At 48.9% G+C, this 25705-nt stretch carries 30 protein-coding genes and 4 pseudogenes; 5 read left to right on the plus strand and 29 right to left on the minus strand.

Annotated features, from left to right (window positions below; translation table 11 throughout):
- Positions 1–441 precede the first annotated feature (441 nt).
- Positions 442–3024, plus strand: a pseudogene (locus KWG61_RS10045) (ATP-binding cassette domain-containing protein).
- Between the two features lie 226 nt (positions 3025–3250).
- Here KWG61_RS10045 and KWG61_RS10050 read toward each other — a convergent pair.
- The 3 genes from KWG61_RS10050 to KWG61_RS10060 all read right to left on the minus strand — a co-directional run bounded on the left by KWG61_RS10050 (position 3251) and on the right by KWG61_RS10060 (position 5196).
- Positions 3251–3505: a hypothetical protein gene (locus tag KWG61_RS10050; protein WP_230267986.1), complete on the minus strand. Its 255-nt coding sequence runs from the start codon at positions 3503–3505 to the stop codon at positions 3251–3253.
- Positions 3506–3850: 345 nt separating this feature from the next.
- Complete coding sequence (locus tag KWG61_RS10055) at positions 3851–4774, minus strand: transposase (RefSeq protein WP_242743631.1); 924 nt, start codon at positions 4772–4774, stop codon at positions 3851–3853.
- Positions 4762–5196 carry a hypothetical protein gene (locus tag KWG61_RS10060; protein WP_242743632.1) on the minus strand — a complete coding sequence of 145 codons (435 nt, stop codon included), beginning with the start codon at positions 5194–5196 and terminating at the stop codon, positions 4762–4764. The genes KWG61_RS10055 and KWG61_RS10060 overlap by 13 nt, the downstream gene beginning before the upstream one ends.
- A gap of 777 nt (positions 5197–5973) precedes the next feature.
- Between KWG61_RS10060 and KWG61_RS10065 the strand changes: the two genes are divergently transcribed.
- Both KWG61_RS10065 and KWG61_RS10070 read left to right on the plus strand, forming a co-directional pair.
- A complete protein-coding gene (locus KWG61_RS10065) occupies positions 5974–6624 on the plus strand; it encodes a mechanosensitive ion channel family protein (protein ID WP_242743633.1) in 651 nt (216 codons plus the stop codon).
- A gap of 2 nt (positions 6625–6626) precedes the next feature.
- A complete protein-coding gene (locus KWG61_RS10070) occupies positions 6627–7085 on the plus strand; it encodes a hypothetical protein (RefSeq protein WP_242743634.1) in 459 nt (152 codons plus the stop codon).
- 413 nt (positions 7086–7498) lie between these two features.
- On the opposite strand, the gene KWG61_RS10075 is transcribed toward KWG61_RS10070, so the two are convergent.
- Entirely contained in the window at positions 7499–8413 is a 915-nt protein-coding gene (locus tag KWG61_RS10075) for a hypothetical protein (RefSeq protein ID WP_242743635.1), read from the minus strand.
- 343 nt (positions 8414–8756) lie between these two features.
- Between KWG61_RS10075 and KWG61_RS10080 the strand changes: the two genes are divergently transcribed.
- The gene (locus tag KWG61_RS10080) at positions 8757–9323 is read left to right on the plus strand and encodes a DUF1836 domain-containing protein (protein WP_230267443.1); all 567 of its coding nucleotides are present in this window, start codon (positions 8757–8759) and stop codon (positions 9321–9323) included.
- Between the two features lie 207 nt (positions 9324–9530).
- Here the strand turns inward: KWG61_RS10080 and KWG61_RS10085 are convergent, their stop codons facing one another.
- From KWG61_RS10085 to KWG61_RS10095, 5 genes and pseudogenes are all read right to left on the minus strand, one after another.
- Positions 9531–10115 carry a type 1 glutamine amidotransferase gene (locus KWG61_RS10085; RefSeq protein ID WP_367614190.1) on the minus strand — a complete coding sequence of 195 codons (585 nt, stop codon included), beginning with the start codon at positions 10113–10115 and terminating at the stop codon, positions 9531–9533.
- Complete coding sequence (locus KWG61_RS17520; RefSeq protein ID WP_367614191.1) at positions 10079–10282, minus strand: hypothetical protein; 204 nt, start codon at positions 10280–10282, stop codon at positions 10079–10081. The genes KWG61_RS10085 and KWG61_RS17520 overlap by 37 nt, the downstream gene beginning before the upstream one ends.
- A pseudogene (locus tag KWG61_RS17525) lies at positions 10279–10613 on the minus strand (DUF1727 domain-containing protein). The gene KWG61_RS17520 and the pseudogene KWG61_RS17525 overlap by 4 nt, the downstream one beginning before the upstream one ends.
- Positions 10610–11593, minus strand: coding sequence for a Mur ligase family protein (locus KWG61_RS10090; RefSeq protein WP_367614192.1), 984 nt, complete (start codon positions 11591–11593; stop codon positions 10610–10612). The pseudogene KWG61_RS17525 and the gene KWG61_RS10090 overlap by 4 nt, the downstream one beginning before the upstream one ends.
- 227 nt (positions 11594–11820) lie before the next feature.
- Positions 11821–12060 carry a hypothetical protein gene (locus tag KWG61_RS10095; RefSeq protein WP_242743636.1) on the minus strand — a complete coding sequence of 80 codons (240 nt, stop codon included), beginning with the start codon at positions 12058–12060 and terminating at the stop codon, positions 11821–11823.
- Positions 12061–12135: 75 nt separating this feature from the next.
- On the opposite strand from KWG61_RS10095, the gene KWG61_RS10100 reads away from it, so the two are divergent.
- Positions 12136–12318, plus strand: a complete 183-nt coding sequence (locus KWG61_RS10100) for a hypothetical protein (RefSeq protein WP_242743637.1) — start codon at positions 12136–12138, stop codon at positions 12316–12318.
- Here the strand turns inward: KWG61_RS10100 and KWG61_RS10105 are convergent.
- The 20 genes and pseudogenes from KWG61_RS10105 to KWG61_RS10205 all read right to left on the minus strand — a co-directional run bounded on the left by KWG61_RS10105 (position 12315) and on the right by KWG61_RS10205 (position 25681).
- Positions 12315–12644 (minus strand): patatin-like phospholipase family protein, encoded by a 330-nt coding sequence (locus tag KWG61_RS10105; protein WP_242743638.1) that lies wholly within the window; start codon positions 12642–12644, stop codon positions 12315–12317. The genes KWG61_RS10100 and KWG61_RS10105 overlap by 4 nt on opposite strands.
- Before the next feature lie 450 nt (positions 12645–13094).
- Positions 13095–13429: pseudogene (locus KWG61_RS10115) on the minus strand (PTS lactose/cellobiose transporter subunit IIA).
- Between the two features lie 114 nt (positions 13430–13543).
- Positions 13544–14110 carry a GntR family transcriptional regulator gene (locus tag KWG61_RS10120; RefSeq protein WP_242743640.1) on the minus strand — a complete coding sequence of 189 codons (567 nt, stop codon included), beginning with the start codon at positions 14108–14110 and terminating at the stop codon, positions 13544–13546.
- On the minus strand, positions 14101–14241 hold the full coding sequence (locus KWG61_RS10125; RefSeq protein WP_242743641.1) for a GntR family transcriptional regulator: 141 nt from the start codon (positions 14239–14241) through the stop codon (positions 14101–14103). The genes KWG61_RS10120 and KWG61_RS10125 overlap by 10 nt, the downstream gene beginning before the upstream one ends.
- A gap of 652 nt (positions 14242–14893) precedes the next feature.
- A complete protein-coding gene (locus KWG61_RS10130) occupies positions 14894–15637 on the minus strand; it encodes a hypothetical protein (protein WP_242743642.1) in 744 nt (247 codons plus the stop codon).
- A gap of 5 nt (positions 15638–15642) precedes the next feature.
- Positions 15643–16146: an exonuclease domain-containing protein gene (locus tag KWG61_RS10135; RefSeq protein ID WP_242743643.1), complete on the minus strand. Its 504-nt coding sequence runs from the start codon at positions 16144–16146 to the stop codon at positions 15643–15645.
- Positions 16147–16371: 225 nt separating this feature from the next.
- Positions 16372–16824 (minus strand): DUF3284 domain-containing protein, encoded by a 453-nt coding sequence (locus KWG61_RS10140; protein WP_230267433.1) that lies wholly within the window; start codon positions 16822–16824, stop codon positions 16372–16374.
- 110 nt (positions 16825–16934) lie between these two features.
- Positions 16935–17453 carry a hypothetical protein gene (locus KWG61_RS10145; RefSeq protein WP_242743644.1) on the minus strand — a complete coding sequence of 173 codons (519 nt, stop codon included), beginning with the start codon at positions 17451–17453 and terminating at the stop codon, positions 16935–16937.
- A 225-nt stretch (positions 17454–17678) separates the two neighbouring features.
- Positions 17679–18329: a TetR/AcrR family transcriptional regulator gene (locus tag KWG61_RS10150; protein WP_242743645.1), complete on the minus strand. Its 651-nt coding sequence runs from the start codon at positions 18327–18329 to the stop codon at positions 17679–17681.
- Complete coding sequence (locus KWG61_RS16320; protein ID WP_256460665.1) at positions 18292–18414, minus strand: hypothetical protein; 123 nt, start codon at positions 18412–18414, stop codon at positions 18292–18294. Before KWG61_RS16320 ends, KWG61_RS10150 begins: the two co-directional genes overlap by 38 nt.
- A gap of 8 nt (positions 18415–18422) precedes the next feature.
- Complete coding sequence (locus KWG61_RS10155) at positions 18423–18857, minus strand: TetR/AcrR family transcriptional regulator (RefSeq protein ID WP_242743646.1); 435 nt, start codon at positions 18855–18857, stop codon at positions 18423–18425.
- A 404-nt stretch (positions 18858–19261) separates the two neighbouring features.
- Positions 19262–20010 (minus strand): annotated as a pseudogene (locus KWG61_RS17530) (Mrp/NBP35 family ATP-binding protein).
- A 308-nt stretch (positions 20011–20318) separates the two neighbouring features.
- Positions 20319–21284 (minus strand): tyrosine-type recombinase/integrase, encoded by a 966-nt coding sequence (locus tag KWG61_RS10170; RefSeq protein ID WP_242743648.1) that lies wholly within the window; start codon positions 21282–21284, stop codon positions 20319–20321.
- 17 nt (positions 21285–21301) lie between these two features.
- Positions 21302–21547, minus strand: coding sequence for a hypothetical protein (locus KWG61_RS10175; RefSeq protein WP_242743649.1), 246 nt, complete (start codon positions 21545–21547; stop codon positions 21302–21304).
- Positions 21531–22208 carry a methyltransferase gene (locus KWG61_RS10180; protein WP_242743650.1) on the minus strand — a complete coding sequence of 226 codons (678 nt, stop codon included), beginning with the start codon at positions 22206–22208 and terminating at the stop codon, positions 21531–21533. The genes KWG61_RS10175 and KWG61_RS10180 overlap by 17 nt, the downstream gene beginning before the upstream one ends.
- A 253-nt stretch (positions 22209–22461) precedes the next feature.
- Positions 22462–23688: a DNA polymerase IV gene (gene dinB / locus KWG61_RS10185; RefSeq protein ID WP_242743651.1), complete on the minus strand. Its 1227-nt coding sequence runs from the start codon at positions 23686–23688 to the stop codon at positions 22462–22464.
- On the minus strand, positions 23681–24472 hold the full coding sequence (locus tag KWG61_RS10190) for a hypothetical protein (RefSeq protein WP_242743652.1): 792 nt from the start codon (positions 24470–24472) through the stop codon (positions 23681–23683). The genes dinB and KWG61_RS10190 overlap by 8 nt, the downstream gene beginning before the upstream one ends.
- Positions 24469–24648, minus strand: coding sequence for a hypothetical protein (locus tag KWG61_RS10195; protein ID WP_242743653.1), 180 nt, complete (start codon positions 24646–24648; stop codon positions 24469–24471). The genes KWG61_RS10190 and KWG61_RS10195 overlap by 4 nt, the downstream gene beginning before the upstream one ends.
- 107 nt (positions 24649–24755) lie before the next feature.
- On the minus strand, positions 24756–25319 hold the full coding sequence (locus KWG61_RS10200) for an AAA family ATPase (protein ID WP_242743654.1): 564 nt from the start codon (positions 25317–25319) through the stop codon (positions 24756–24758).
- 221 nt (positions 25320–25540) lie between these two features.
- Complete coding sequence (locus KWG61_RS10205; protein WP_242743655.1) at positions 25541–25681, minus strand: hypothetical protein; 141 nt, start codon at positions 25679–25681, stop codon at positions 25541–25543.
- Positions 25682–25705 lie beyond the last annotated feature (24 nt).

Below are 25705 nucleotides of genomic sequence, written 5' to 3' on the forward strand. Positions count from 1 at the left end.
ATATGCTAATGCCGCATTTTGCATACAGCGATTCATTCCTTCCCTCAAACCGATTTCGTTCTGGCCGGAGAGTGGATAACTGACTCTCATGGAAAAGCGCCTCTTTATCTTTACGAGATAAGGAGGCGCTTTTCTGGCGAAATCTGCTTCGTTTTTAACTCAGGACGGTTCATCAAAATTCCATCGTCCGCGACAGCTGAAATGCAGGATTGTTCTTGTTTTCCAACGGGGAGATCGGAAAAATCAATAGATACTCTATATAGTATTTCTATATAGGTTCGAGTTCTTTCAAAAGAAAAAGATCGATACCACAAAAGAGCAGCGGCCGTATCGGTTGATTTCCTTAACAGAAAATTAAATGTCAGATCTTGCTGGACGTATGCCATGGAATTTCCACATTTTTCCTGTACTCTATCTAAGAATTCATGAAAGGAGCGAATAATGCTTCAGTCTAAAAATATTGTCAAAGAGTATTACTCCGGCGATGAGATCGTTCATGCGGTCAACGGCTTGAGCGTCACATTCCGGGACAATGAATTCGTCTCCATCCTCGGCCCTTCAGGCTGCGGCAAGACGACATTTCTGAATATCATTGGCGGTCTCGATCAGTACACCAGCGGCGATCTGATCATCAATGGAAAAAGCACGAAGGAATATACAGATAAAGACTGGGACACATACCGAAACCATCGAATCGGATTTATTTTCCAGAGCTACAACCTGATCATGCATCAGAGCGTACTCAAGAACGTCGAAATGTCCCTGACGCTTTCCGGAGTTCCTAAGGAAGAAAGAAAGAAGCGGGCAATCGCTGCGCTTGAAAAAGTCGGTCTGAAAGATCAGATCAACAAGAAGCCGACCCAGATGTCCGGCGGTCAGATGCAGCGTGTCGCAATCGCCCGTGCTCTGGTCAACGATCCGGAAATCGTTCTGGCCGATGAACCGACGGGTGCGCTGGATTCCGAGACTTCTGTGCAGATCATGGAACTGCTTAAGGAAATCGCCAGGGATCGTCTGGTCATCATGGTTACCCATAACCCGGAACTGGCCGAACGCTATTCCACCCGAATTGTCCGCCTTAAGGACGGCAAGATGATTTCCGATTCCATGCCGGTTAAAGAAGTAAAGGAAGAAGCCAAAGAGCAGAAGCTCAAACGGCCAAGTATGTCCTTCTGGACAGCCCTTTCCCTTTCGTTCAACAACCTGATGACCAAAAAGGCAGAACGCTTCTGACTTCCTTTGCGGGATCCATCGGCATTATCGGAATCGGTCTGATCATGTCCCTTTCCAACGGGGTTCAGGATTATATTACCCGCGTTGAGAACGATACGATGGCGGACTATCCGATTGAGCTGAAAGACAACACGATGAACATGTCGGTCATGATGAGTGCGATGATGGATATGCAGGACGAGACAGAAGCCAGCGAAATGGAAGACGGAAAAATCACGACCTCGAAAATGGTCGAATCCATTCTGGATTCCATTTCTTCATCCAAGACGAACAACCTCGCCGAATTCAAGAAATATCTGGAATCGGATCAGGGGATGAATTCACATCCACCGCAAAAGCCATTGAATATTCGTACGGCATGGATATGACTGTCTTCAATTCCAATTCGGATTATGGTCTGGTACGCGTATCGCCGAACGAACTGATCGATAAGCTCGGCTTTAGTCAGATGGGCCAGGTTCAGTCCGCGTTTGGGGTAAGTTCGCCGATGAACCAGGAAATCTGGACCCAGATGCCGGATTCCCAGGCTCTGCGCGAAGACAATTACCAGCTGATCGACGGCGCCTGGCCAAAAGACGAAAGTGAAATTCTGCTGGCTGTCGATAAGAACAACGAAATTACCGACTACGCCCTCTACTCTGCCGGTCTGCTTGATCAGGACGAACTGGTGAAAAACTATCAGAACGTTTTAGATGGCAAAACCGACAAGATTGAAGTTTCCGAAACGAAAAACTACACCAACGAAGACTTCATCGGCATGGAGCTTTCCGTCCTGCCAAACTCCGCGCTGTATCAGAAAGTCAACGGTCTCTGGATTGATCAGTCCGACAACGAAGACTTCATCAAGGACGCGCTTAAAAGGAAGCCAAGTCGGTGAAAATTGTCGGTATCGTGAAACCGGCTGAAAAGACCGTTTCCTCAACCGCATTAGGTGGAATTCTTTACGATTCCTCCCTGCGCAACTGGGCAGCCGACGAAGCGGATGCCTCCGAAATCGTTAAGGAACAGAAAGCCGATCCGAAAATCAACGTCTTTACCGGACGCGAATTTACCAACGGCGAGAAGTTCTCGATGGATCAGCTTACCCCTGAACAGATGATGCAGATGCAGAGCATGCCCCAGGAAGAGCTGCCCAGTTACATCACCACCTATAACAACAACATCAACGCCACCTACGATTCCAACCTTTCGGATCTTGGCGTCATCGATCTCAACGAACCATCCAGCATCAAGCTGTATGCCAGGAGCTTTGATGACAAGGAAAAGCTTGGCGATCTGATCACCGAATACAACAACGTTCAGAACGATGAAGGAAAACCGGAAAACATTATCACGTATACCGATACCGTGGGCGTAATGCTTTCCGGCGTACAGAGGGTCATCAACCTGATTTCCTACGTCTTGATGGGCTTCGTTTCTGTATCGCTGGTCGTATCCTCGATCATGATCGGAATCATTACGTACATTTCCGTTCTCGAACGCATCAAGGAAATCGGCGTTCTCCGTGCCCTGGGTGCTTCCAAACGGGATATTCGAAGAGTATTCAACGCGGAAACCTTTATCATCGGTCTGATTTCCGGTCTGCTTGGAATTGGAATTACTGCACTGCTGGACATTCCAATTTCCATGATCGTCCAGAACCTGACCGGTGTTGCGGGTATTGCCAGTCTCCCGGTTAACGGAGCGGTCATTCTGGTTCTGATCAACCTCGCGCTGACCATGATTGCCGGACTCATTCCTGCCTCGATGGCTTCGCGCAAGAATCCGGTCGAAGCGCTGCGCACCGAATAAACTTCACTGCAGGCGTTCTGGTCAAAACCTGACAATTCTTACGTCCCTTCCCTATCGAATTTCCAGTCGAAGAAAGGGACGTTTTTCTATATCGCCTGCAAAGCTGCTGTCTACGGGTCTGTCCTGTTTTCTTTCAAATTTACGACCCGTGAGCATGAAAAAGCAGAAAGCATGCGATTATGCTTTCCGCTTACGATCCGGTTTCCTTCACCAATTGGAACTCAGTTTATTCTTCAGTCTCTTTCGGCTTTACGTCGCCTGAGTCAAACATGACCAGGGTTTCTCTTGTGAAGGGGTCTACGAAGGCAAGACGAGTGCCTGTCAGTTCTGCCAGGCGGATCAGGTCATCGCCCGAAAACGCATCCCGGGAATATTTGGTGTTGAGGGCCTGCGGACGGGAAAGACCGAGCGCGTAGGTGTAGTCAACGCTCTTCACACCTTTGAGTGCGAGCAGGCTCTTGATTTTGTTGGTTTTACTCATGAGTGAGTCCTCCTTGAGTTCTAATCGGCTCCAGAAACAATCTGACCATTATTTCATCGTACTGAACTCAATTCAATCTGTTGTGAATAAATTATATAGCAGATCTCATTAATCTTTAACTGATTGTCCTGTAACTATTACAATTATGGATATTTCACATGAAATAGTCGATAAAATTCGAAAATATTCGGAATTTTCGTACAATTCATAAGAATAATGTCGTAATTTAGAAATTTGTAAGCGGTTATTATCTATCAAAGAAGGAATCAATCGAAGAGAATTGAACCCTTTGCCGGTTGTTTTATTTCTTCTCCAATCTAATACGTATTGGTTTTATGAATAATTTCAAATAGTTTTAGAAGTCAAGCCCAAATGATTAGTTGCGTTTTCATCTCCATGTTGACGAAAATGAAAATATGTTTCATTAGAACTTTCCCAATCAGCTAAACTATACGGTCGGATTTTTGCGTGGACGACCACGTTTCCTTTGGGCTGGTCTACTGGATCTGGTCGTGGAATCAGATCCAGTTTTTGAAGAATTTCTATCTGACCAGGATTCATCTTGATCAGTTCCCACTCATTATCATTTTTTATTCTTTTGCCTCTTTGCAGGATATGCATGATTTTCTTATAGCTCATGTCCTCAAGGAGGCCTTTTTCGTCGAACAGGTTCAAAAGTCTGAACGTGATGACGGTCGACAGAAAATCAATGAATTCGCTGCCGATCACTGAGTAGTCATCATGGACTCTGGTTACATCAAAGCCGAGGGCGTTCTTGTAGTACCGCATAACGATCTCGATTTGCCAGCGATAACTATAGGTCTTCCAGGCATCTTCCGGAGACAGATCGACATCTGATTCAAAGACCACTGTTCCAAATGTACGCTTTTTCTTTTCGTATTCTTCGAAATCGTACTTATCTTTACGATGCTTATCCAGCCAGTCCGTCTCCTCCTGAGCCGCTCTTCTCGGATCACGGAAACTGTAGAGCCATTTTCCCTTATTGGACAGCTTCTCTTTCTTAAACTGAATCGGTTCCATCTGCCCAAGAAAGCCGCAGCAGCCTTCGATCACGCCCTCGAAGTTATACATCTCATGATCGAAGGCAAGCTTGGCATTCCGATGAAGCGGGTTGAAGTAATGAAGCTGCGGGCAGTCTTTAAGGACTTCTTCGATCGATTTGACGGGAAACCCTTTATCACCAACCATAATTCCGCTTTGAATACCGTTCTGTTTCACAAAACTGTCATAGGATGTCAGATCGAGCATATTGCCGGGAAAGCACTGCGAACAGATGGGCTCCATTTTTCCAGATCAAATGCATAAAGTACGGAAATATCCCGTCTTCCTTTCAGTCTGGCCTTTCTGGAAAACTCCGAGAGCGTGTTTTGTCTGGAGTCGTTCGACTTCAGTGTTCCATCGATCAGAAGATGATCATCAATCCCAACTTTGGCTGCCCGGTTTTTCATGAACTTCAGAATTCGGTTGCATGTTTTACCAAGATCTTTTTGAAATGTACTGATCGTATTCTTGCTCATCGCGGTTTCTGGCATCAGCTCCGTCAGAAACGACTCATCGTAACTCTCTTTGAGTTCGCAGTCTTTGATATGCGGATAGCAGACGCGAAGAATGGCCATGCACAGAATCTTATCGGCGTCCTGACGGTTATAGACCTGAAGCAGTTCTTCCATCAATTCAGCGGACTGCCTGTAACAGAGCTCAACATTGGCCCAGTCTTTAAGAACTGTCTTAGATGTATGAACCGCTGGAGAAGTCGGTTCTTCAAGAGGTACGAATTTGCCATTAATGATGTGGCCGATAGTAGGACCATCGACTGGATAACAATGGCCATTCTTGCGAATACAGCCGACTCGCTGTTTGACAGCGTATCGATCTTTGTTTTTCCATAAGCGTAAACAATCGTATTTTTGGGACGGGCGACGGCCCGGATATCAGCTGGGACAGACATTTTCGGCTCCTTTTTGTATAGTGTAATTCTATCATTATTATACCATTAAATGACCTATACAGGGAGGATTTTTATATTCAAAATGAAATTTCTCAGAATCGAATTGATTTATAATTTTGCTTAATAAAGCTCGTTAATCGTAGTTATGGTCATTGAGCCAGGGAAAATTAAAAGAGAGCCTCGGAAAAAGGCTCTCTGATGGGATGAAATTTCAAAACGAGCGATTTGTATAGTTAAGCTCATTGGGAAAGTTCTATTTCATTACTTCAACCATAGAATCATCCTGTCAAGACCATAAACGTGTAAACCGAAAAAATCTTCGAATCTTTCAAATAAACTCAATCCTTGTCCTTGTTTCTCCCATGGCGCACTGATCCGCTGCAGCAAAATCCACTCGATCTTTCCCACGTACAATTATTCTCCTCCAATCAGGGGTAAACGGGCAGGCAGAAGGGAATTTTTGCGGGGATTCTAAAATGGAAGAGTAAGGGGGCATTTTATGAAAATCAACTGGTCCGCCGATCTGATTCATTTTCTTCAGACGGCCTGGATTCCCATTGTGGAAGTGACGGCTGGCATTCTGATCGGACCGCGCGTGAAAAAGATGATCGTGAAAGCCGCAGATAAGTCGCAGGATAAGGGGCTGATGACGTTTCTGGGCTCTACAGCCAATATAGCGATCATCGCTTTATCGTTCATTATGGCTGCCGAAGCTTTAGGTATTAAAGTATCGAGCATTGTCTCGCTCGTATCGGCTTTAGGTCTTGGCGTTGCACTTGCCTTAAAAGGCAATATGGCCAATGTTGCGGGTGGCATTCAGATTCTGGTGACAAAACCGTTTAAAATCGGGGACTACATTCAGGTGGCCGGCCATCGCGGGTATGTCACGACTATTGAACTCATGTTTACAACGATTCGTACCGACAATCAGAAAGAGGCGGTTATCCCGAACGCCACCATTGTAGAAGATACGATCACAAACTATACCAAATATCCATATGTACGTGTAAAAGTACCCTTCTCCGTCGCGGTTGGCAACGATATGACAAAAATCCGCACGGAGGCGCTGGAACTGATGAAGCAGAATACGCTTCTGGAAAAAGCCAGCCCTGCTACATTACCGTTCGGGAGATTTCTTCCGGCTATGTGACCATGGAAGCCATTGGCTACGTCCAGGTAAAGGACCATGAACTTTGCAGCCATCAGCTGGCTGAAACGTTTGCGCTCAATCTTTCGATCTATAAGCCGCAGCACGCTTCCATAGAAGAAGTCGAACTCGTTCACAAAGAGAAAGAGACGGAAGAACAAAGCGATAAGACCGATTCCAAAGCAAGTGAAACCTTCAGTCCAGAAACGCAATTCGAAACGCGTCCAGAGCTGCATCCAGAGACAGTATCTTACGCGACTGTAGAAAAGAAGGCATCTTCTGCATCCTCCGCTTCTTCTGCCGCTGCAGTCTCCTGCAGCGGCGCGCCCATTGGCCAGTCCGCTGCTTCTCTGAAATCAGGCAAATCAAAGTCAGGCAGCAAATCGCAAAATGGATCAGGGCCCTCTTCCTCTTTGTCCGCAGCCGGAAGCAGCTCCAGCGACGAAACGAAACCCGGCAACTGAACCGATCGGCCAAACGAACTGAACCGATCTTTTCTCCAATATAACCGCTTAACCCTCTTCGAAATTCAGGAAGAGGGTTAATTTTTTGGCAAAAGAAAAGACTCCGCCTTCTTAGCCGGGATGATTCCGGAATCGAACAGGAGTCCTGATGCGTGAGCCATTGCGCTCGCGCGCCGACTCGTGAGGGATAATGGGCAGAAGAATGAGGGACTTCTTCTATCCGGTCTGTAACAGCGCCGCAAAGTGGTCAGCCATTGCGGCCAGATTTTCATCTGTTCTGTTTACGTGTTTCATTGTAAAAGAAGCCGTATGCATGCCAATTTGAACGCTTGAATCGTTTTGGGCAGTCCATAAAAAAACAGGGAGGACTCCCTGCTTTTTATAGATCATTTGTGATGGAGAAATCTCTGGACTTAGTAGTCGACTTTGAGAATCTGTCGATAGCCTAAAGACGGCGAATTGATATTGACGGTAATTCCATTGTGGAGTTTGGACGCGAAATCTGGAACGGAATCCGGCGCTTCAAAGAGAATCGAAGCAGAAACTTCCTGCTGCGGTCCGAGATAGAACAGCTCATAGCCGTACGACTGTGCGCGAATGCTTTCGGTTTTTGCCGGCAGACCTTTATCGGTAAACGCGTACTGTTCGATCTGCTCCTGACTCATTGCCCGGAGCTCGTCGGCGTTGGCCATACCGGAGAAATCGTAGCCGTCGATCGTGCAGATCGGGGAAAGATACGGAACAACCAGGCGCTGATCCGTTTTATTGCGGTAGTTAATTTTCAAGCCTTCGATGATCGACTTTCCGTTTTCATAACGATAGGAAAGCTGTGATGCATCCACATCAAATTCGTAATATTCATCTTCATAAATCGTGAATTTCTTTTCATCGGAATTCTTGATTTTGGAATCATCGATTTTACGGATGCTTGTGGACGAGAACGGAAGGAAAGTATCATCCTTTTCGATGTAAAGACCAAGGTTTCGATCTGACGTTTTGGGAACGCCGATATAGCCGTAAATGTACGTCGACAGGCCTGGCTGAACATCGTTGGTAACGATCGTCTTGAACTGATCGATCGGATTGATCGTTTTGAAGTCATTGCTGTTTTTCGCCCGCAGCGAATACACCAGGTTGCTCATGTGATAGACGGAATCGGAATTATTGTCTACGCCGGCCAGAAAGTAGAAAAAGACTGTATTGGCCGACTTGTTATCGACTTCGAGCACATCTACCATGGAAAGGGTTACCCCCTCCTGAAGCTGTGCGCTCGAAGCGCCCTGTTCCTTCGAACAGGCTGCCGCGCTGTAAGCCAGTAAAAAAGCCATCAGCAGTTTTATCCATTTTTTCATAAAAATCACCATCCGTATTGTAAGGGTTCCTGTCATTGGGCTCAACCGCACCGGGTTTTATAACACAATTGTACACATTATCCTGCTCTTTCTTCCCACACCCGAAGGTCTTATGGCAGCCTGAAGGCGGGTTTCGTGACTTTTCAGAATTTCTTTCCCGATTCAAAGACGCTTCCTTTTTCCCATTCGATGCGATTTTTGGGGAAAGACGACAAGAAAGGGGTATTTCCTTTCCAGAATCCCAACGTCTTTCAGGGAATTGTGCCGCTCTCTATCAAAACCAGCCGGCCCTTGTTTAGATTTTTGATAAACTGAGACTATGACTGACAACGAATCAAAAGAAAAGCTCGATCAGATCGCCCGCAATCTGGCGACCTATCAGGGACCGCGCTTTGCCGAATTCCCGAATGTACCGCTGTACATGGATCAGGTCGTGGAACTGCTCAACCGCTGGCTCGATCCGCTCTATTTCAACCAGAAGCCGGGATGCATCACTTCCAGCATGATCAATAATTACGTGAAAAACTCCATCGTTCATCCCCCGCTGAAAAAACGCTACAAAGCGTATCATCTGGCCTATCTGTATGTAGTCATGATTCTCAAGCAGTGCTTTACGCTGCAGGAGATCGCCTCCCTGATTACGATTTATACCGAAATTAGTTCAAGCGACCGCTTCTCTCATGACTTTGACTGTTTCGTGCGCGTCTTTGAAATCCTTCTGCACAATGTGATGGAGGGCGGCGATACGGCCGTGGAAATTTTCGATGAGCCTTCCTGGCAGCAGACGCTCATGGTGGATGTGATCCGCGCGGCGGTATGCCGGTTGTACGGAACGTATCAGATTTACCGCTTCAATATGGAAAACGAGGAGAATCCATCCAAATAGGGCGCCGGTCCGTATACAGACTTCCAATCGCCCCGTTCCTATTTATCGGCTATACAAAAAGCTGTGTCCTCTCATCACAGCTTTCCAGAGAATCGGCTGGCAGATCTGCCTGCAGCCGGCATTTGGAAAGCCAAAATGGATAAGAACACAGCTTTTATTATGGATATCGAAAAATGAGGACTGGCTTTTCTACGCTCTGGATCGGAGCTATGCGTCCAGTTCCTGCAGACCGAATCGGTCGAGCAGAGCTTTTCGGGCTTCCGCTTCCCAGGGATTATCGAGCTCAGCCAGATCGCTGAGGGTAAATCCTGGATGGGTTCGGGCAATCGCTTTGGCCAGAACAAAATCGGCGAGCCGGCCGTTTTTGGGCAGAAGCGGACCGTGCAGATACGTTCCGAGAATTCGGCCGTCGTAATAGCCTTCAAAGCCCGCATTGAACGCATTTCCGCTTCCCTTTACGACTTTGCCTAATGGGGAGGTGACATTCAGGGTCTGGCCGCCGTGATTTTCAAATCCGATCAGACGCAGTGTCTGTCCATCGAGATCGGCATCGATCACGATATTGCCGATGCAGCGGCTCTTCCCTTTTCCGGTTTCTGTATACAGATCGAGAATCTGCAGACCGGGAATCTTATTGTGATCGGCGGTCTCATAATACTGACCAAACAGCTGGTAGCCGCCGCAGATCAGAAGGAAAAAGGTACCGCCATCAAGTGCTTTTAAAATGTTTTCCTTCCGCGCCAGCAAATCCGGAATCAGCGCCATCTGCTCCCTGTCTGCGCCGCCGCCCATGAAGACCAGATCAAACGCGGATAAATCCGCTTTTGACCAATCCCGACGGTCGTTACCTCGAGATCGATGCCGCGCGATTTTGCGCGGCTCTGCAGGGTCATGATATTGCCCTTGTCTCCATACAGGTCCATGATGTCGTGATACATCCATGCGCATTTCAGTTTCATAGCGACATCTCCTTTTCAATGGCTTTGCGGCTTTCGAGCAGTGCCGTATACGTGGCCATGACGTACACCACATCCGCTGCCTGCAGTCCCTGCGCTGCGGCCTGTTCGAGATTGTGCTCGATCGACATGTCTCCGGTATAGCCGCCAAAGTACATGCGCAGCGCCATATCCCCTGCACGAAGTCCGGTGCAGATGACTTTTTCGTCTGATCGTTCATGAACTTTTCAAACTGGGTGTCGTAAATCCAGGAAACGTCGGTGCCATCCTGTTCCCGGTCGTTTAAGACGATAACGATGGATTTCTCACGGTCGTCTTTTTCGATGACCTTCATGACTTCGTTGGCTCCGGTCGGGTTTTGACCAGGTTCAGAATGACGCTCTTGCCGTTCTTTTCGAATTTTTCATTCCGTCCAGCCGGCTGCGGAGCGCTTCTGGCCATGGCATCAAACGCATCAGCACTTACGCCAAACGCCTGACTGGCCGCCAGTACGCCGGCATAGTTGTACATCGAATACAGGCCCTCATACGGTCCTTTGTGCTTCTTGTTTTCAAACACAAAAGACTGATCGTCCAGATTGATATCTTGCAGTTCGACATCGAGCTCTGGCGTTTTAAAGCCGCACTTTGGACAGTGAAATGAGCCGATATGGGAATACTGATAAAAATCGTATTCGAGACGCTCGCCGCAGACCGGGCAGAATTTGCCTTCGCTCGCTTCGTTTGTCGTCTTTTTGGAATAGGCGTTTTCGGCCAGACCAAAATAGACGGCTTTGGCTTTCGGAGCCTTGAGCGCGAGACGGACAGTATTCGGGTCATTGCCGTTTAAAACGAGCAGGCCCTGGTATTCGGGAAGAACGCCTTCAATCGAATCAATCAGCTGCTCCATTTCTCTGGCGCGATCGAGCTGGTCGCGAAAGAAGTTATTGACGACCAGCGCTTTTACCGGAAGGACCGGGAGAACGTGGCGGATATTGAGTTCATCCACTTCCAGAACGACAGCATCCGCATCGATTTCCCCGTTCATTTTCGCCGCCTGCAAAAGTGCCGAAGTAATGCCGGCTTTCAGGTTGTCGCCCTTGCGGTTGGTGACGACTTTGCGCCCGGCTTTTTCAAAGACGGACGATAACATGTTCGCCGTCGAGGTTTTTCCATTCGTGCCGGTCACAAGAATGACCGGTCCGCGAAACTTCAGTCTGGAAAGCGAGTTCGGATCGATTTTCAGTGCGATCGATCCCGGCATGGATCCACCCCGTCCAATCAGAGACAGCAGTCCGGCCGACGTCTTCGCTCCCAGAATGGAGAGTCTGCTCATACGTGTTCAGCTCCTTTATAAAATCCTCTTGCATTAGACCGCTTTTGGGGCCGGTCTGCAGGAATAGAGGATGGATAGAATTTTACATCAATTTCCAGATTCGTTTTGCGAATAGGGTTTCCTCTATTTTACCGGATCTTCCTGCAGGAACGCTTCAATCTTTGCCGCGTCCGCAACGCCTTCTTTATAGAGGGCGTCGATGGCTTCCGGTGTTCCCATAAGAGACTCTACATGATGGAGCGTTTCGGGAGAAAGGATGAGCGCTTTCCCTGCTCTTCCAGCTCTCTGGCTTTTCGCATCGACGCATTATTGACGTGCGGACGCTTCTTGAGCGCATCAAGCACAGCGGGAAAATGCGTTCCATAGCGGGTGTAAGCCAGAAGACGATTCATTGGGCTTTCCGATTCGTCTTCTTCGATATTGGACGCTTTGCGCGGAAGCAGAATGACGATCTTCTCTGCCCCCATTTCCAGCGCCTTATCGACTGGAATCGGATCCGAAACGGTACCGTCACAACACGGAACGCCAAAGGCTGTATAGGCATGACAGATCAGCGGGACAGCGCAGGACGCCTTGAAAATGGAATACTCATCCTGCGTAAGGTGTTTCTTTGTAAAGTATGCTGGCCGCCCGCTCAGCGCGTTCGTCGCTACGGTAATCAGTTTGGCGGGATTTTGAAGAAGAGCCGGCGCATCGAGCGGATATTCGCCGTCGGAATTGCTTAAGTCCGAATAGATGTAGTCCAGATCAAAAACGATTTTCGAAAAATGAAGTTTTGCAGGGAAGCATATTCTTTTCGAAACGAATAGTCGTGATAGTACGTGTACGTTCGTGTTTTCTGTCCGGCAATATAAGTCGCCAGGTTGGCTGCGCCGGCGGAAACGCCGATGTTCAGCTCGGCCATGATTCCGCGATCAAGAAGACCGTCCAGAACGCCGGCAGCATACACACCGCGCAGTCCTCCGCCCACATCAATCAGGCAAAGGCCTTTACAGAGGGTGTATTCCGGCAATTTTGAAGGGATAGCAGGGGTAAGATGAAACGATTGCATGTACGCTCCTTTGAAATGAGTCTGCTTTTTTCTCACGCAGCCGCTTTTCAAAAGAAAGTCCTCTGCCGGCTCAGCCTAAGCCCCTTTCGTTGGGCTGCCACGATTTTCGGGACAAAAAGAAAAGAGCCCTGCAGGCGGGTGCGTGAAAAGAGTACGGGATGGAAAAAGCACTGCCTTTCTTGTTCGTTTTCTATAGTAACAGGATAGTCGAGTGTCTTACCCCTGCGCCGCCTGCAGGAGCATTCGACACTTGCGCCGATCTGTCGAAAAGCAGAGGCAAACGATTTGAGGATTCTGTATAAACTTCTGAGCTGTCGGCATTCATGACTGCATTCTTACTGAGTTTGCCTAAAATTTCTAGCTTTACCCCTTTTTGAATCAGAAGAGAAAGAAAATGTCGCAGAAGAACCAGACTGCTGCGACGTATCAGAGAGAGATCAATAGTCTTGTTTAGTCCATCTCGCTCCAGGAAGAACGGATCTGAAGCCTTGCGTACAGATCCAGCAGTTCGCTGACAAACAGACGGAAAGTTTCGGCGGTCATCATCTGATCTTCGGCATGCATCAGAAGCAGACTGAATTCATACCGGGCTCCGCCGGCTTCCTTGGAAAGCAGACGGGAATGAGCTTTCTGTGCTTCGAGAAGCGCTTCATCCCCGCTTCCATCGTATGTTCTGCCTGGGCAAACCGGCCATCCTTGGCTTCTTTAAGAGCACTCATGTAAAACGTCTTGGCGCTTCCGCTTGATGCGATCATTTCAAAGCAGATCTGTTCGAATTCATTCATGGCGAATCCTCATCTTCCTTTTTCGCTCGTTAAGCAAAACGATCATGCAAAACACATGATCGTCGGATTTCAAATCATCAATTCTTTACAAAAGAACAATATCAGCCAGATCGTCTATCTGCGAATGGAGTAGACGGAGAAACGGAAAAGATCGTAGCGGTGTCTGGAAATGGAATATTCAAAAGGTACGCCATTATCCAGAAAAGCGATCTGCTCCACTACAAGAACCGGTTCCACTTCGGAAAGGCCGAGTTCCTTATGGTCTGTCTCATTGGAAATATCCGCGCTGGTCGTTTTCTGCGCAGCGCCGATCCGAAGGCCTAAATCGTTTTCGATATACGAATAGATCGAATGGTTCAGGATGTCGAGAGTCAGGCCTGGAATTACAGCCGGAGACATATACGTCTGTTCAATTACGTAGGGGCGATCATTGAGCAGACGGACACGGCAAATATCATAAACGGGATCATTCACATGGATGTTCAGGGCCTTGGCGATCTTTTCCGTGGCGAACATCAGCTGGAAACGAAGGACTTTGGAGGTTCCTTCTCCATTGGTTGCCTTAGTAAATCCAACGAGTTCTCTCTCCTGGATTTCTACTTCCGGACGATTGATTTTACTGGAAAGAACAAAGCTTCCCTGTCCCTGCTTGCGATAGATCAGTCCTTCCATCACCAGCATGTCATAGGCTTTTTTACGGTCATGCGGGAACAGCCAAAGTTCTGGCAGACCGTTTTTTCATCCGGAATCTGAGCGCCTACTTCGTATTCTCCACTTAAAATACGGCCTTTAACATCCTCATAAATCATCATGTACTTTTTTTCATAGCGGTTACCTTTTCACAGATTTCGTCATATTGCTATAAGTAGTATACCCATCATTTGATTTCCTACAAAGGGTTCTGGTGAAGGAAACTCATATTATTTATAAGTTAAACACATATTGGATAGAATTATCTTGTATGAATATATGTCTAGTCAAATAGTAGGATTATTTGACAGCGGGTATTCTGTCCATTTATAACGGACAAATGTATTTAATTGAAAGACGATTTGAAATTTAACAGCAGAAATAGTGTTGCTATTGAAACGTTTCAAAACCATTAAATATGACACGAATATTCAGAAATACAATTTATTTGTCTGTCAAATTCAGATTACGCGTGTCATTAAACAGCATCGAAAAAGCCAATGAGAATTGTAAATTAAGCAACAGGTTACGCAATATTGCTTCTGCCATTTTCAATGAATTCGGACGATTTTCCTTTAAAATTCCGTTGATTCAGGCGATTTTTACGTATTTTGAAACATGAGTCGGTTGCATGTTTCAAAAATTATCAGCATTCACAGGTCTCAATGCTCCATCAAATCCAGCGGCAGGATTTCCGGCGGATCTGTTCTTTTCTTCCCCTGACGAAAGAAAGGGAGCGGGCTGTAAAGCACCGTTCCCATAGTCTTGGTACGCTTATCGAAAAACTGTATGAATTGAAAAGACAGGAAAAGAAAATTTGAAGAAAATCCCCAGAAAAATCCGCTCAGCGCGAAACTGTCCCTTTGGTCTGACTGGCGCGCTCTTTGTTTCGCCGTTTGAGCATCGTCCGAAAACCAGATCCGCTCTCTTCTTTTCGTCTTGCCGGTTTTGCATTCTGCTTTTTGATGCAGAAGCGAGGCTGACTTTTGCGGCAGGCATCTGCGGATCCGTCGCTCCACCTGGATTGTGTACCCGAACCTGTTCCTTGAGCTTACGGCTGGATCTGGCTTTCTGCTTTTCAAGCTTGGATGTCTGCATCTGAATGATTTTCTGCTGGACGCCTTTTAAGCCGTACCAGTTCACCCCATGACCCTGCAGCAGCTTAATGCCGCGGTTTAAAACCCGAATGGCATCGTATTGCATGTTCAATCCTTCGTAGGTCTGGGCAAGCCGCATGTAAACCGAGGGAGCGAGCGATTCTTTGGCGATGGCGAGTTCATAGTTGAAAATGATGCCTTCATAATCCTGGGCACGAAACGCCTGATCGCCTCTGGCCTTGGCTTTCTTTTTCGAGATCTGCGCATTTTCCCCGTTTTGAGAAATCTGCCGGCGCGTATACGTCAGAAACTGACTCATCTGATTGCGGGACGGCTTATGCGAGGGTTTTGGCGGTTTTGGCCGATATTCCGGGATCGGCTTGATAAAGGGCATCAGATCCATATCGAAATAGCGGTACATGTACTTCAGAATTTCAAAGCAGACGTTGACGTCGCTTTCCGGATTGTGATGATCGATTTCAATGCCAAGACGCTCGGCAATATGGTTGAGGCGCAGATCCCCTTTTTCTGCTTTTTGCGGTAGTAAAACTGCTCCATGATATCCATCGTATCGATGTAGTAGGAAGCGTGGATTTTTTCATGGAAGCGGGAGAGATCCTTATTGATGACGCACATGTCGCTGTTCGTATTGTGAGCGACGAGAATATACGGCTCTTCAAAATAGCGGCCGTAGTCTTTCCAGTATTCTTCCAGCGAACGGGCGTTTAGAACGTCCTTGCGCAAAATGTGGTGAATCTGAATGTTCTGTGCGGAAAAGAACGTTTTCGGATTGATCAGTTCGGTATGGCGTTCCGTTTCCTTATGATTTTCCACAACGATGATGCTGATGGCACAAATACAGTCATTGTTCAGGTTTGGAATTTCCACGTCCACAAACGTGAATTTTCCTGGATAGGGGAAATCTTGCATAGGCCATCCTCCAAATTCTAATCTTTACTGGTCATCCGGCTGCTCCATTGGACAGGCAGCTGAACCGCCTTCCCGTTCCAGCGGCGATCGTTATTTAGTACAGCAGGCAGAAAAAGCCATAAACCGTCTGAAACATCCACAGGTTCTGTCCTCATTCTACGCGTTGGCATTGTGTTCTTTTTAGAATCACGCTCACGAAAGCCAGAAAGCAGGACAAAGGTCCGACTAGCGTTTCTGATCGCGATTTGCTTTAGTCAGGTCCGCATTCAGGCTTGAGAGCATGGCGGCCAGCCGGGCAATCCGCCGCCGCTTTTCCAGGCGGGCTTTCAGTCCTTCTTTCTCACCGGAAAAATCGTTGGATTCCACCGTCTGGCGAATGGTGAGCTTCGTACTGGATCCGTCCGCGTCCAGACGATAGTCATTGGAGATTTTCTGTCCTTCGAGCAGGGTGACCAGTTTAAAGGACTCTCCACGAACCGCCTGCAGTATGCGCAGACGCAAAACGGGCCCTCTTCGATCGTCAAGCAGACGGGTTTTCAGAGCATAGCCGGACGTCAGATCTTCCGGTTCGATGCGTACGCCATACTGCTCCGAGATCTGACGGGCAATTTTTTCCATGAGAAAATCGTAGAGGACATCGCCGGGCGTTTCAAAAATACGGGTGACTTCTACTTGCATGCGTTCTCCTTTGCCTGTATCGTTCTGTCTTTTCTATTGTTTCGTTTCCGCCTTATCGGGCATTCCTGTTTTCTGGTCTGCCGATGGAAGAGATGTCTGTCCGCCTTCAATCAGAGCGAGCGCCTGTCTGAACGCTTCCGGACTGGCCACGCGAAAAATGAGTGTCGTCTTTTCCTTTTTACGCTCAGGCGTTCCCCGTTCTGGCGCAGTTCAAGACGATTCAGCGGATAGGAAAAGGCGAAATCCTCATCCAGACAGGTCAGGCTCTGATCGGTCAGATAAATAATGTGCACTTTCGCCCCTTCATAATCGACACGCATCGCATCCGCCCAGTACAGGGTTTCTCCAGGTTTGCATTTCAGAGCGCTGCGATACGCCGGAATCTCGCCTCTGGCCAGTGCATCCTTGGCACCCTGCGGCAAAACGGATGGCAGCGCTTCGGATTTTTGCCGATTGCCTGCATAGCGATAGAGATACCAGCCAAGAAGGACGAGCGTAACGGCCAGCGCGATCGGGCTGGACGAAGACTGGCGGGTACATAAAATGGCACTTACAGCGGCGGCAAGAATAAGGAGCCAGAAGAGCAGAGTTTTTTCAGAGGCGTTTTCATATACGACAAATCTTAGCACGATTTAAGCGAACTGTGTTCCCTCCTCTGATTCCTTTTGCGCAGTTCCTTCCCGCTTCTGGACTGACCGCTTCTCTGATTCAAACCGATTCGTCTGGAGCTGTCTGTACCTGTACCCGTCGCAGTCTGAGACCACATGCAGGTCCCTCTTGGCAGAAAACTCCTGAAACCGTGAAAGGAGGGAAAGCAAAATAAAAAGCCCGGGATTCCGTCGGGCTGAATCCAGTCAGCTCGGCTCAGAAATGCGCGGGGCACAATACGACGGGTTTGGATCGATAAACGGCTCATGAAAGCCGAGAAGATCGCTCGACCACTGGCAGAAGACGCCCTGCAAGTCGAAACTTCCTTCCTGACTGGCCCAGACGATGCAAAGGCCATCGTTGATCTGCATGAGCAGAGACGCGAGCGACATCGGATCCTGGCGGGATTCGATCGCGTTTTCTTCCTGCAGCTGTCGAATGCATTCTGCGGCCAGATCCAGCCATTTTTCATAGTCCACATGATAGATGTCCGGATTTTGAAGGATGTAATTGGAATAGACCGCATACAGTTCCGGACCCATCCTGTTCGCAATCTGATGAAAGCAGGAGAAGAGCTTAGGAAAAGCAGCGCGCGGACCCTTTTCTTCCAGAATCTGCCGGGCTTCGGGCAAAGCATTCACGCTCTGTTCGTTGAACCAGTGGATGAGAATCATTTCCTTGCGGCCGATCCGGTTATAAAACGTCGGTTTGGTCACATGGATCCGCGCGCAGATTTCTTCCACCGAAACTTTCTCATAGCCTTTTTCCTTGAACAGGGCGATACCGGCGGCAATCAGGGCCGCTCTTTTTCTTCCATTTTCATACAGTCGCCTCCCCATTGCGACGAAGCAGCGCATGAAGTCCTTCATGCATCTCTTCAAACGTACCTTCGATCTGCGAAACCGAAAACTGCATGCAAAGGCCGATAAGCCAGCTGCCCACAATCTGCGTCAGCTGCAGAGGGTCAATCGTGCTGAGAATCTGTTTCGCATTTTGTGCATCGAGAACAGCATCCACAATCGAGTTTTTCCATTCGGGACTGATGATGATTTCAAAACCGGCCGCTCCAGTGAGACCGCCAGCAGATCGCTCAGTATCTTCTTGCCTGAAAGCAGAAGCCGCGCGTAAAGCTTGTCGCAAAGGGCTTCAATTTTTTCCAAAGCGCCAAGCGGCGATTTGGCAATTTGATGAATTTCCTTTTCGTCAAGACAGAACACGTTGACGAGAAGATCGGATTTCGTCAGTCTGGCCGCGTAAAACGTCGGTTTGGAGATTCCGGCCTGATCGCAGATTTCATCGATCGTAACCGCCTGATAGCCCTTTTTCAAAAACAGGGCTTTTGAAATTTCGCAAATATGGCGGCGGTCCGCCTTTTTCTTTCTCATAAGTATCGCTCCCTTCTGTCGGGCAATGTTTAAAGCGATTCTCCTTCTGTGTTTTTCAGAGTGAATGGTGGATGAGAAAAATTTATCAGAGTGATGCGCGAACAACTCAAAGAATGCCTGATCTGTTTCGCAATGGTTTACAGGAATATCGATTGCGCCGGACTCAATCTGTTTTGTAAACGATATTGTCTTTTCTGTGAATCAATTTTATCCAAAATAAGAGCTCCATCCCAAGACTGCTTTTCTGAGTCGTCCCGAATTTACCCAAATATATGCATATTTCCCAAATAAATTTAGATGAAACATCAATGTTGCCTATTCTCACAATCGTTGCTTTCCTGCGCCTGCACCATAAAAGACCGGTACGTCCTGAGGCACAGGACATACCGGAAAGAGGCGGAAACTTACTTTTCGAGCTTTTCGAGATCTTCGCAGAGTTCCTTAGCGAACTCGACAAAGAGCGCTTTGACTTCATCCATCTGCGCGATGGTAAAGGTATCAAAATCATTCGTACGGCGCAGCAGATCATCGGTCGGCAGCATCGCGTACATCTTGACTTCTTCAAGGCCTTCCATGCCGACAAACTTGCCGTTTTCATCGGTCGAATAGAAATTGATGCGTTCATTGCAGTGCGGGCAGTTCATGTAGGCCATGTTTTCAACCATGCCCAGTACGGGGATATTCATCTTTTGCACATGCGAACAGCTTTCGTAACGATCATGGAAACCATCGGCTGCGGCGTGGTGACCATAACGACACCGGTTACCGGCAGCTCCTGCAAAATCGTCAGCGCAGTATCGCCGGTTCCTGGCGGCATGTCGATCAGAAGTACATCGAGATCGCCCCAGATGACGTCCGTATAAAACTGCTTCAGCATATTGGAAACGATCGGACCTCTCCATACGACTGGATCGCCTTCGTTGGCCATCATGTAGTTTAAGGACATCGTCTTGATATGATCGCTCGTTTCTACCGGCAGAACGAAGTTCTCGGCATTGGCGTACGCCTGTTCATCCTGCAGATCGAACAGACGCGGAATGGACGGTCCAGTCACATCGGCATCCATGATACCTACCGATTTGCCCATGGCAGCCAGCGCGCGTGCGAGCATAACCGTCACGGTGGATTTGCCTACACCGCCTTTTCCGGACATGATCGGAACAATGGCTTTGATATGATTAGCCGGATTGGGCTGCAGTCCGCAGCTTTCCGGATTTTTGAACAGTTACCTTTTGAAGGGCATCCTTCACAACTCATGCTTATTCCTCCCGGCCAGATTGGCCTTTTCAAAATAGAAAAGAGAAAGACTCTTTTCTGGTCGGCCTGTGCGGCCGGCTTTTTCATTTTGCCACGATTTCATACTTCTGTCTCTATTCTTCGATTTAGCCCGTCCGTGAGGCTGAGCGTATAGGGCTTCGATCGTACAAAAGGACACACATTTTTTCAAAAGTACTCCATCGTCTATTGTTTCGACGCCTTTTCGGCTTTCTTTCGCTGCGCTCTCGAAAGCCGTCTGCGCTCATGAACTTCCTGACTCGCCGGTTCGATCGAAGAGGATACATCCGTACTGGAGATCGATTTTGCATCCGACACAGATGACTCCAGCCGATCGGCTCGTTCTTTTGGTTCAGACACGTTTTGTGAAAGCGATGGAGCGTCTTTCTCCGCGACCGTTCCTTCTTCCTGTCCATCCGCAATCCCGCCAAGGGTGCCGAAATCGGGCAGCGCCTGATCGTACGTACTGAGCAGGCGGTTTGTATCAATATGGGTGTAAATCTGGGTGGTCGAAATATCGCTGTGTCCAAGCAGTTCCTGGAGCGAGCGCAAATCGCTTTCGTGCTCCATCAGTCTTGTCGCAAAGGAATGGCGAAGCGTATGCGGACTCGAAGAAGGCGGAAGACTGCCCTGAATTGACGCTTTCTTAACCAGACGATAGACGTACTGCCGGTTGAGCTTTTCGCCTTTGAGCGAAACGAAGAAAAACTTGCGCATGCCGGCTTTGGGATCCCGTACGCGCTTTCGGTATTCGTCCATCTGAGTGCAAAGCGAATCGGGCAGCGGAATGACCCGCTCCTTTCTTCCCTTTCCAATGACGCGAAGCAGCTTCTGATCGAGACGGACGTTCCGCTCTTCGAGCGTGCACAGTTCACTGACACGCAGTCCGCAGCAGTACAGCGTCATCAGAATCGTTTTATCCAGTATGCCCTTATCGTCGGCTTCAAAGATTTCGAGCGTCTTTTCAAATTCTTCGGCGCTCACCCACAGCGGCAAAGCCCGGCTTAAATGCGGCGCGCGCAGCGTCATAGCCGGATCGGGCTGATCGAGACGAAGCGACAAATAGGAATAAAACGAACGAAGCGTCGAACAAAGACGCGCGATGGAAGAAGGGGCATAACCGGAGGCAAGTCCGTCGATGACGCTCTGCATTTCGCTGGTATTCAGATTCAGCAGGGAAAGTTCTCCTTGCCTGCATTCTTCAAAAAGAGGCGCAGATCATTTTTCTGCGCCTGAATGGAAGACTGAGAAAGCATGCGTCCGCCGGCTGCCTGTGAAAAGTAGTCGGAAACGATCGACTCGAGCATCGGATCCATCGGCTTTGAAGAAGCCGATGTCAGAGAAGACTGCATAAGATCTTCATCCGCGGGATTTTTATCCAGGCGTTCTTCGGTCGATTTATTGCTTTCCGTCATTTTCCTCGCCTTCCTTTCTGACCATACAGGTACCGTCCGTACTTTCTGGATTGATCTCTGCGCCGCCAGCCGATCCATTCAGATCGTGAGTCCGGAAATATTCTTCCATCGTTTTCGGACGGCACGTTCCATCATAAAGAAGAGCCGTTTCCAGTACGGGATCAACAAAGCGATCCAGCACGGCTTCGACCAGGACGGCACACGGCTGAAACGTTCGAATATCGTAGGCGGTCTGCAGACGGGAAATGGAAAAACGGTTTTCCTTCAATAATGCAAAAATCTCGGTAAGCCGGGAAGGACGATGGACAAAGCAGAACCGCCCGCCCGATTTCAAATGGCGTCTGGCACTTTCAATCATCGTCTTCAGATTCAGATCGCCTTCTACGCGAGCAATTTCCCGTGAAGTAAGGGGTCGTACGGCCTGCTCAGGAGACGGGGCAAAATAGGGCGGATTGCAAAGGACCAGATCGAACTCTCCCGCATTCAGATCCAGAATGGAACCGTTTCGAATTTCAAACGAAGACGTTTTCGAAAAAAGCTTCATGTTGATCTGCGCGAGCTTTGCGGCGCTTTCCTGCAGTTCCACGCCGCAAAGGAAGGCAGGATTTTCCTGGGAAATATACGCAAGAATGGCTCCGTTGTTGCAGCCGATTTCAAGCACTTTGCGATTGCGGATTTTGAAACGAACAATGCAAGCGCAGCACTGTCGCTGTTGATGCAAAACTGCGTGCGGTTCTGGATCAGGCGGTTATAGGGGGCCAGAAAATAATCCAGTGCAAAATTTGCTTCGCTGCGCAGAAAGTGCAGCTCGTCCTGATTCAGACGCTCTTTCTGCGCAGCGGAAAGCAGATCGAGAATGGGCGGCCGTTTACGCATACGCGTTCTCCGAAGCCGCAGGCGCGGCTGTCTTTTCCTCATCCGGATTGGCTTTCGGAGATTTGGCATCCGCCTTGTCGCTGCTTTTTCTTCTTCCTTTTTCGCATGAGATCGCCAAGCGTCATGAGCTTTCCGCCCGTTTCTTCATTAGACAGCGAGCGGTTTAAGGACTCAAGCAGATGATCGGGCGCGCCGGCGTCGAAATCAAAGAGCGTCGGCTGAAACAGCATCTGTTCTTCATTGGCCAGCGAACCGACGGTTACTCCGATATGCCGGTAGCCGACGGGATCAAACTCCTTCTGGAGCAGACCGCTGACGGCTTCGTACAAAATGATCGGATCGTTCGTATAGCCGGAAAGCTTTTTCGAGCGCACCTTATTGCGAAAGTGAATATCGCGCAAAACGAGCGAAACCTGCGCGCCGCGCTGATTTTTCTTTTTCATGCTTTCCGCCAGCTCGTACACGAGCGTACGACACTGGCTCTGCAGATCTTCGAGCGAGTACAGATCCGACAGAAATGTCCGGGAATGTGAAATGGATTTGCGCGAGCTCGAGAAGACGAGCTGGTCGCTCGACTGCCCATGAATTCGCGCCTTCATTTCCGGCCAGGAATTTTTGAAAATCTGCGCACAGAGCGCTTCGTTTTCCGGATCCGCCAGATCGCCGATTGTTGTAATGCCCGCTTCCTGCAGCTTTGGGACGGTTTTCGTTCCGATGCCAATGCACGTTTCCACGCCAAGCGGGTAAAGCTTGGCCGGGATATCGCGTTTTCGAATAACGGAAAGGCCCATCGGCTTGCGCAGATCGGAAGCCATTTTTGCCAGGAAGCGCGTCGGCGCCACGCCGATCGAACACTTCAGACCCAGCTTTTCATAAACGGCACGCTGAATGGCGACGGCCAGATCGAGCGGTCTTGGATACTTCGTAATGACATCGGTCGCATCGACGAAACACTCATCAATGGAAAGAATTTCCATGCGCGGACAGTACTGACGGATGAGCGCGAAAAACTGACCGGACAGCTTGCGGTAGTATTCCCCGTCGGGCGGAAGCAAAACCAGTTCCGGACACATTTCCTTCGCCTGCAGGACCGGCATGGCGGAATGCAGACCGGCCTGACGGGCGATGTAATTGCAGGTGCTCAGAACGCCGCGCGAAGAATTGCCGCCAATGCCAAGCGGCTTTCCCTTCAGTTCGGGATGGCGCAGTTCTTCGGCGAAGGCAAAGAAGGCGTTGAGATCGATATGAAAAAGCACTCTAGCCATGGCGTACCCGTCTGGCGAGCTCTTTCATGCTCGAAACGCCGGCTTCATCGGCGTTGCCGCTGGCCATGATGGCCAGCTCTTTAAAATGATCTTCTTGAGACAGTTCGCTCACCTGGGTTGTCGTAATCGTTCCGTCGGTCGATTTGGAGACGCAGTAGTGATCGTCCGCCCATACGGCAACGGACGGAAGATGGGTAATGCAGAGTACCTGATAGTCTTTGGCCAGCGCATGCATTTTCGATCCCATCGCCAGTGCGACTTTTCCGGAAACGCCGGTATCGATTTCGTCGAACACCAGGGTTCCGATGCCATCTTCGGCCTGGAACACGACTTTCAGCGCCAGCATCAGTCGGGACAGCTCACCGCCGCTGGCCGAAGCTTTTAACGGGGAAGGAGCCTGGCCGGGGTTCATGGACGCGTAAAACTCCACTGCATCCATACCATCGCTTGACGGCTGCTTTTTATCGAAATGAATGTCGAACACGCAGTGCTCGAGCATCAGATCCCGCGCGTGCTTTTCCACCAGTTCCTTCAGTGCAGGAACGACCGCCTTGCGCGCCTGATGCAGCAATGACGCCTGCTTCGTGTATTCGCTCATGACATGGCGGCGTTCTTTTTCCAGACGTTCAAAGACATCCTGACGATGCAGAATCTGATCGATCTGCTCTTCCATATCTTTAGCGGCTTTGGTCATCGACTCGTACGTGCCGCCGTTTTCCCGGAAGAGATCCTTAATGAGAAACAGACGTTCCTGCATTTTGTCGAGATGGCCTTCCTGCATCATCGTTTCGTTTTTACATCGGATACCCGCTCAAACAGATCCTGGACTTCAAAAGCCAGATCGGTCAGACGGGTTCCGAATTCTTCTTCAGTCTGATGATTTTTCAGGCAGCCGGCCGCTTCGACGAGCAGATCCTGAATGCCGCCTTCCTTGCGGTAGAGATAGAGCGCTTCGGACATCGAGTCAAACGCGTCCTGAATCTGTTCGGCTTTGGCGATTTTCTGTTCTAAAGCTTCGAGTTCGCCTTCCTTGATTTTCGCGTTCTGAATGGCGTTGAGCCGTGTGGTCAGATAATCGAGACGATCCTGCGAAAACGTTTCGTTTTTGAGCTTGCGAATTTTGGCAGAAACCGCACGCAGACGCGAATAGGCGGCGCGGGTCTGTGCCAGCCGCTCCTCATTTTTGCAAAGCGGTCCAGCATTTCCAGCTGCAAAGCTGGATCCATCAGCCGGATGGTATCCATCTGGGAATGGATGTCGACCATGCGGGAGACAATTTTGGCGACAAAGCTGTTCGTGGTGGTCCGGGAATTGAGAAGCATGCGACTTTTTCCCGAAGCGCTGACGATGCGGGTAATGATGATCGTATCTTCGACATCAAATCCGTTTTCCTCGAGCATCTGGCATACTTCTTTAGACGGGTTGGAAAGGACCATCTGCAAAATGGCCTTGTCCTTTCCCTTACGGACGACGCCTTTTCCGATGCGTTCGCCGGAAATCGCCTGAATGGCATCAATGAGCAGCGATTTACCGGCACCGGTTTCGCCGGTGATGACCGACATGTTCTGATCAAAATCGATCTGAGCCTGATCAAAGAGGATGTAATCCTGGACTGTCAGCTGTTCAATCATGGTGATCCCTCTTTCTAAATGATTTTGTTCTTTGGAAATACTTTCGTTTTCTTTAAAACGGGCCGTATTTCCATATTCCGTTAGTCAGTCAGCCGCCTGCTTCCTAAGAGGCAGGCGGCTGACTGTATTGTCTTCAGTTGTATCCGCAAAAGGCTATCCAGCCGTAACGTCTTTTCGGCTTCTTTCCGTTATACGTCCAGACGCGATCCTGGTTATTTGAGTTATTCCGGTTTTGCCGGAGCATCCGTCGGTTCAGGCGCGCTGTGGATCTCTTTTGGCCGGCACGCGTACAGGAGGTATTCCTGATTGCCGCTGCGGCCGACGACCGGCGAGGGAATTTTGCGTACTTTTGCGTAGTGCATCAAAAGTGCGTTCTGAATTTTCTC

The sequence above is a fragment of the Allobaculum sp. Allo2 genome, from assembly GCF_022701175.1.
In the GTDB taxonomy this organism is placed as follows: Bacteria; Bacillota_I; Bacilli_A; order Erysipelotrichales; family Erysipelotrichaceae; genus Allobaculum; species Allobaculum fili.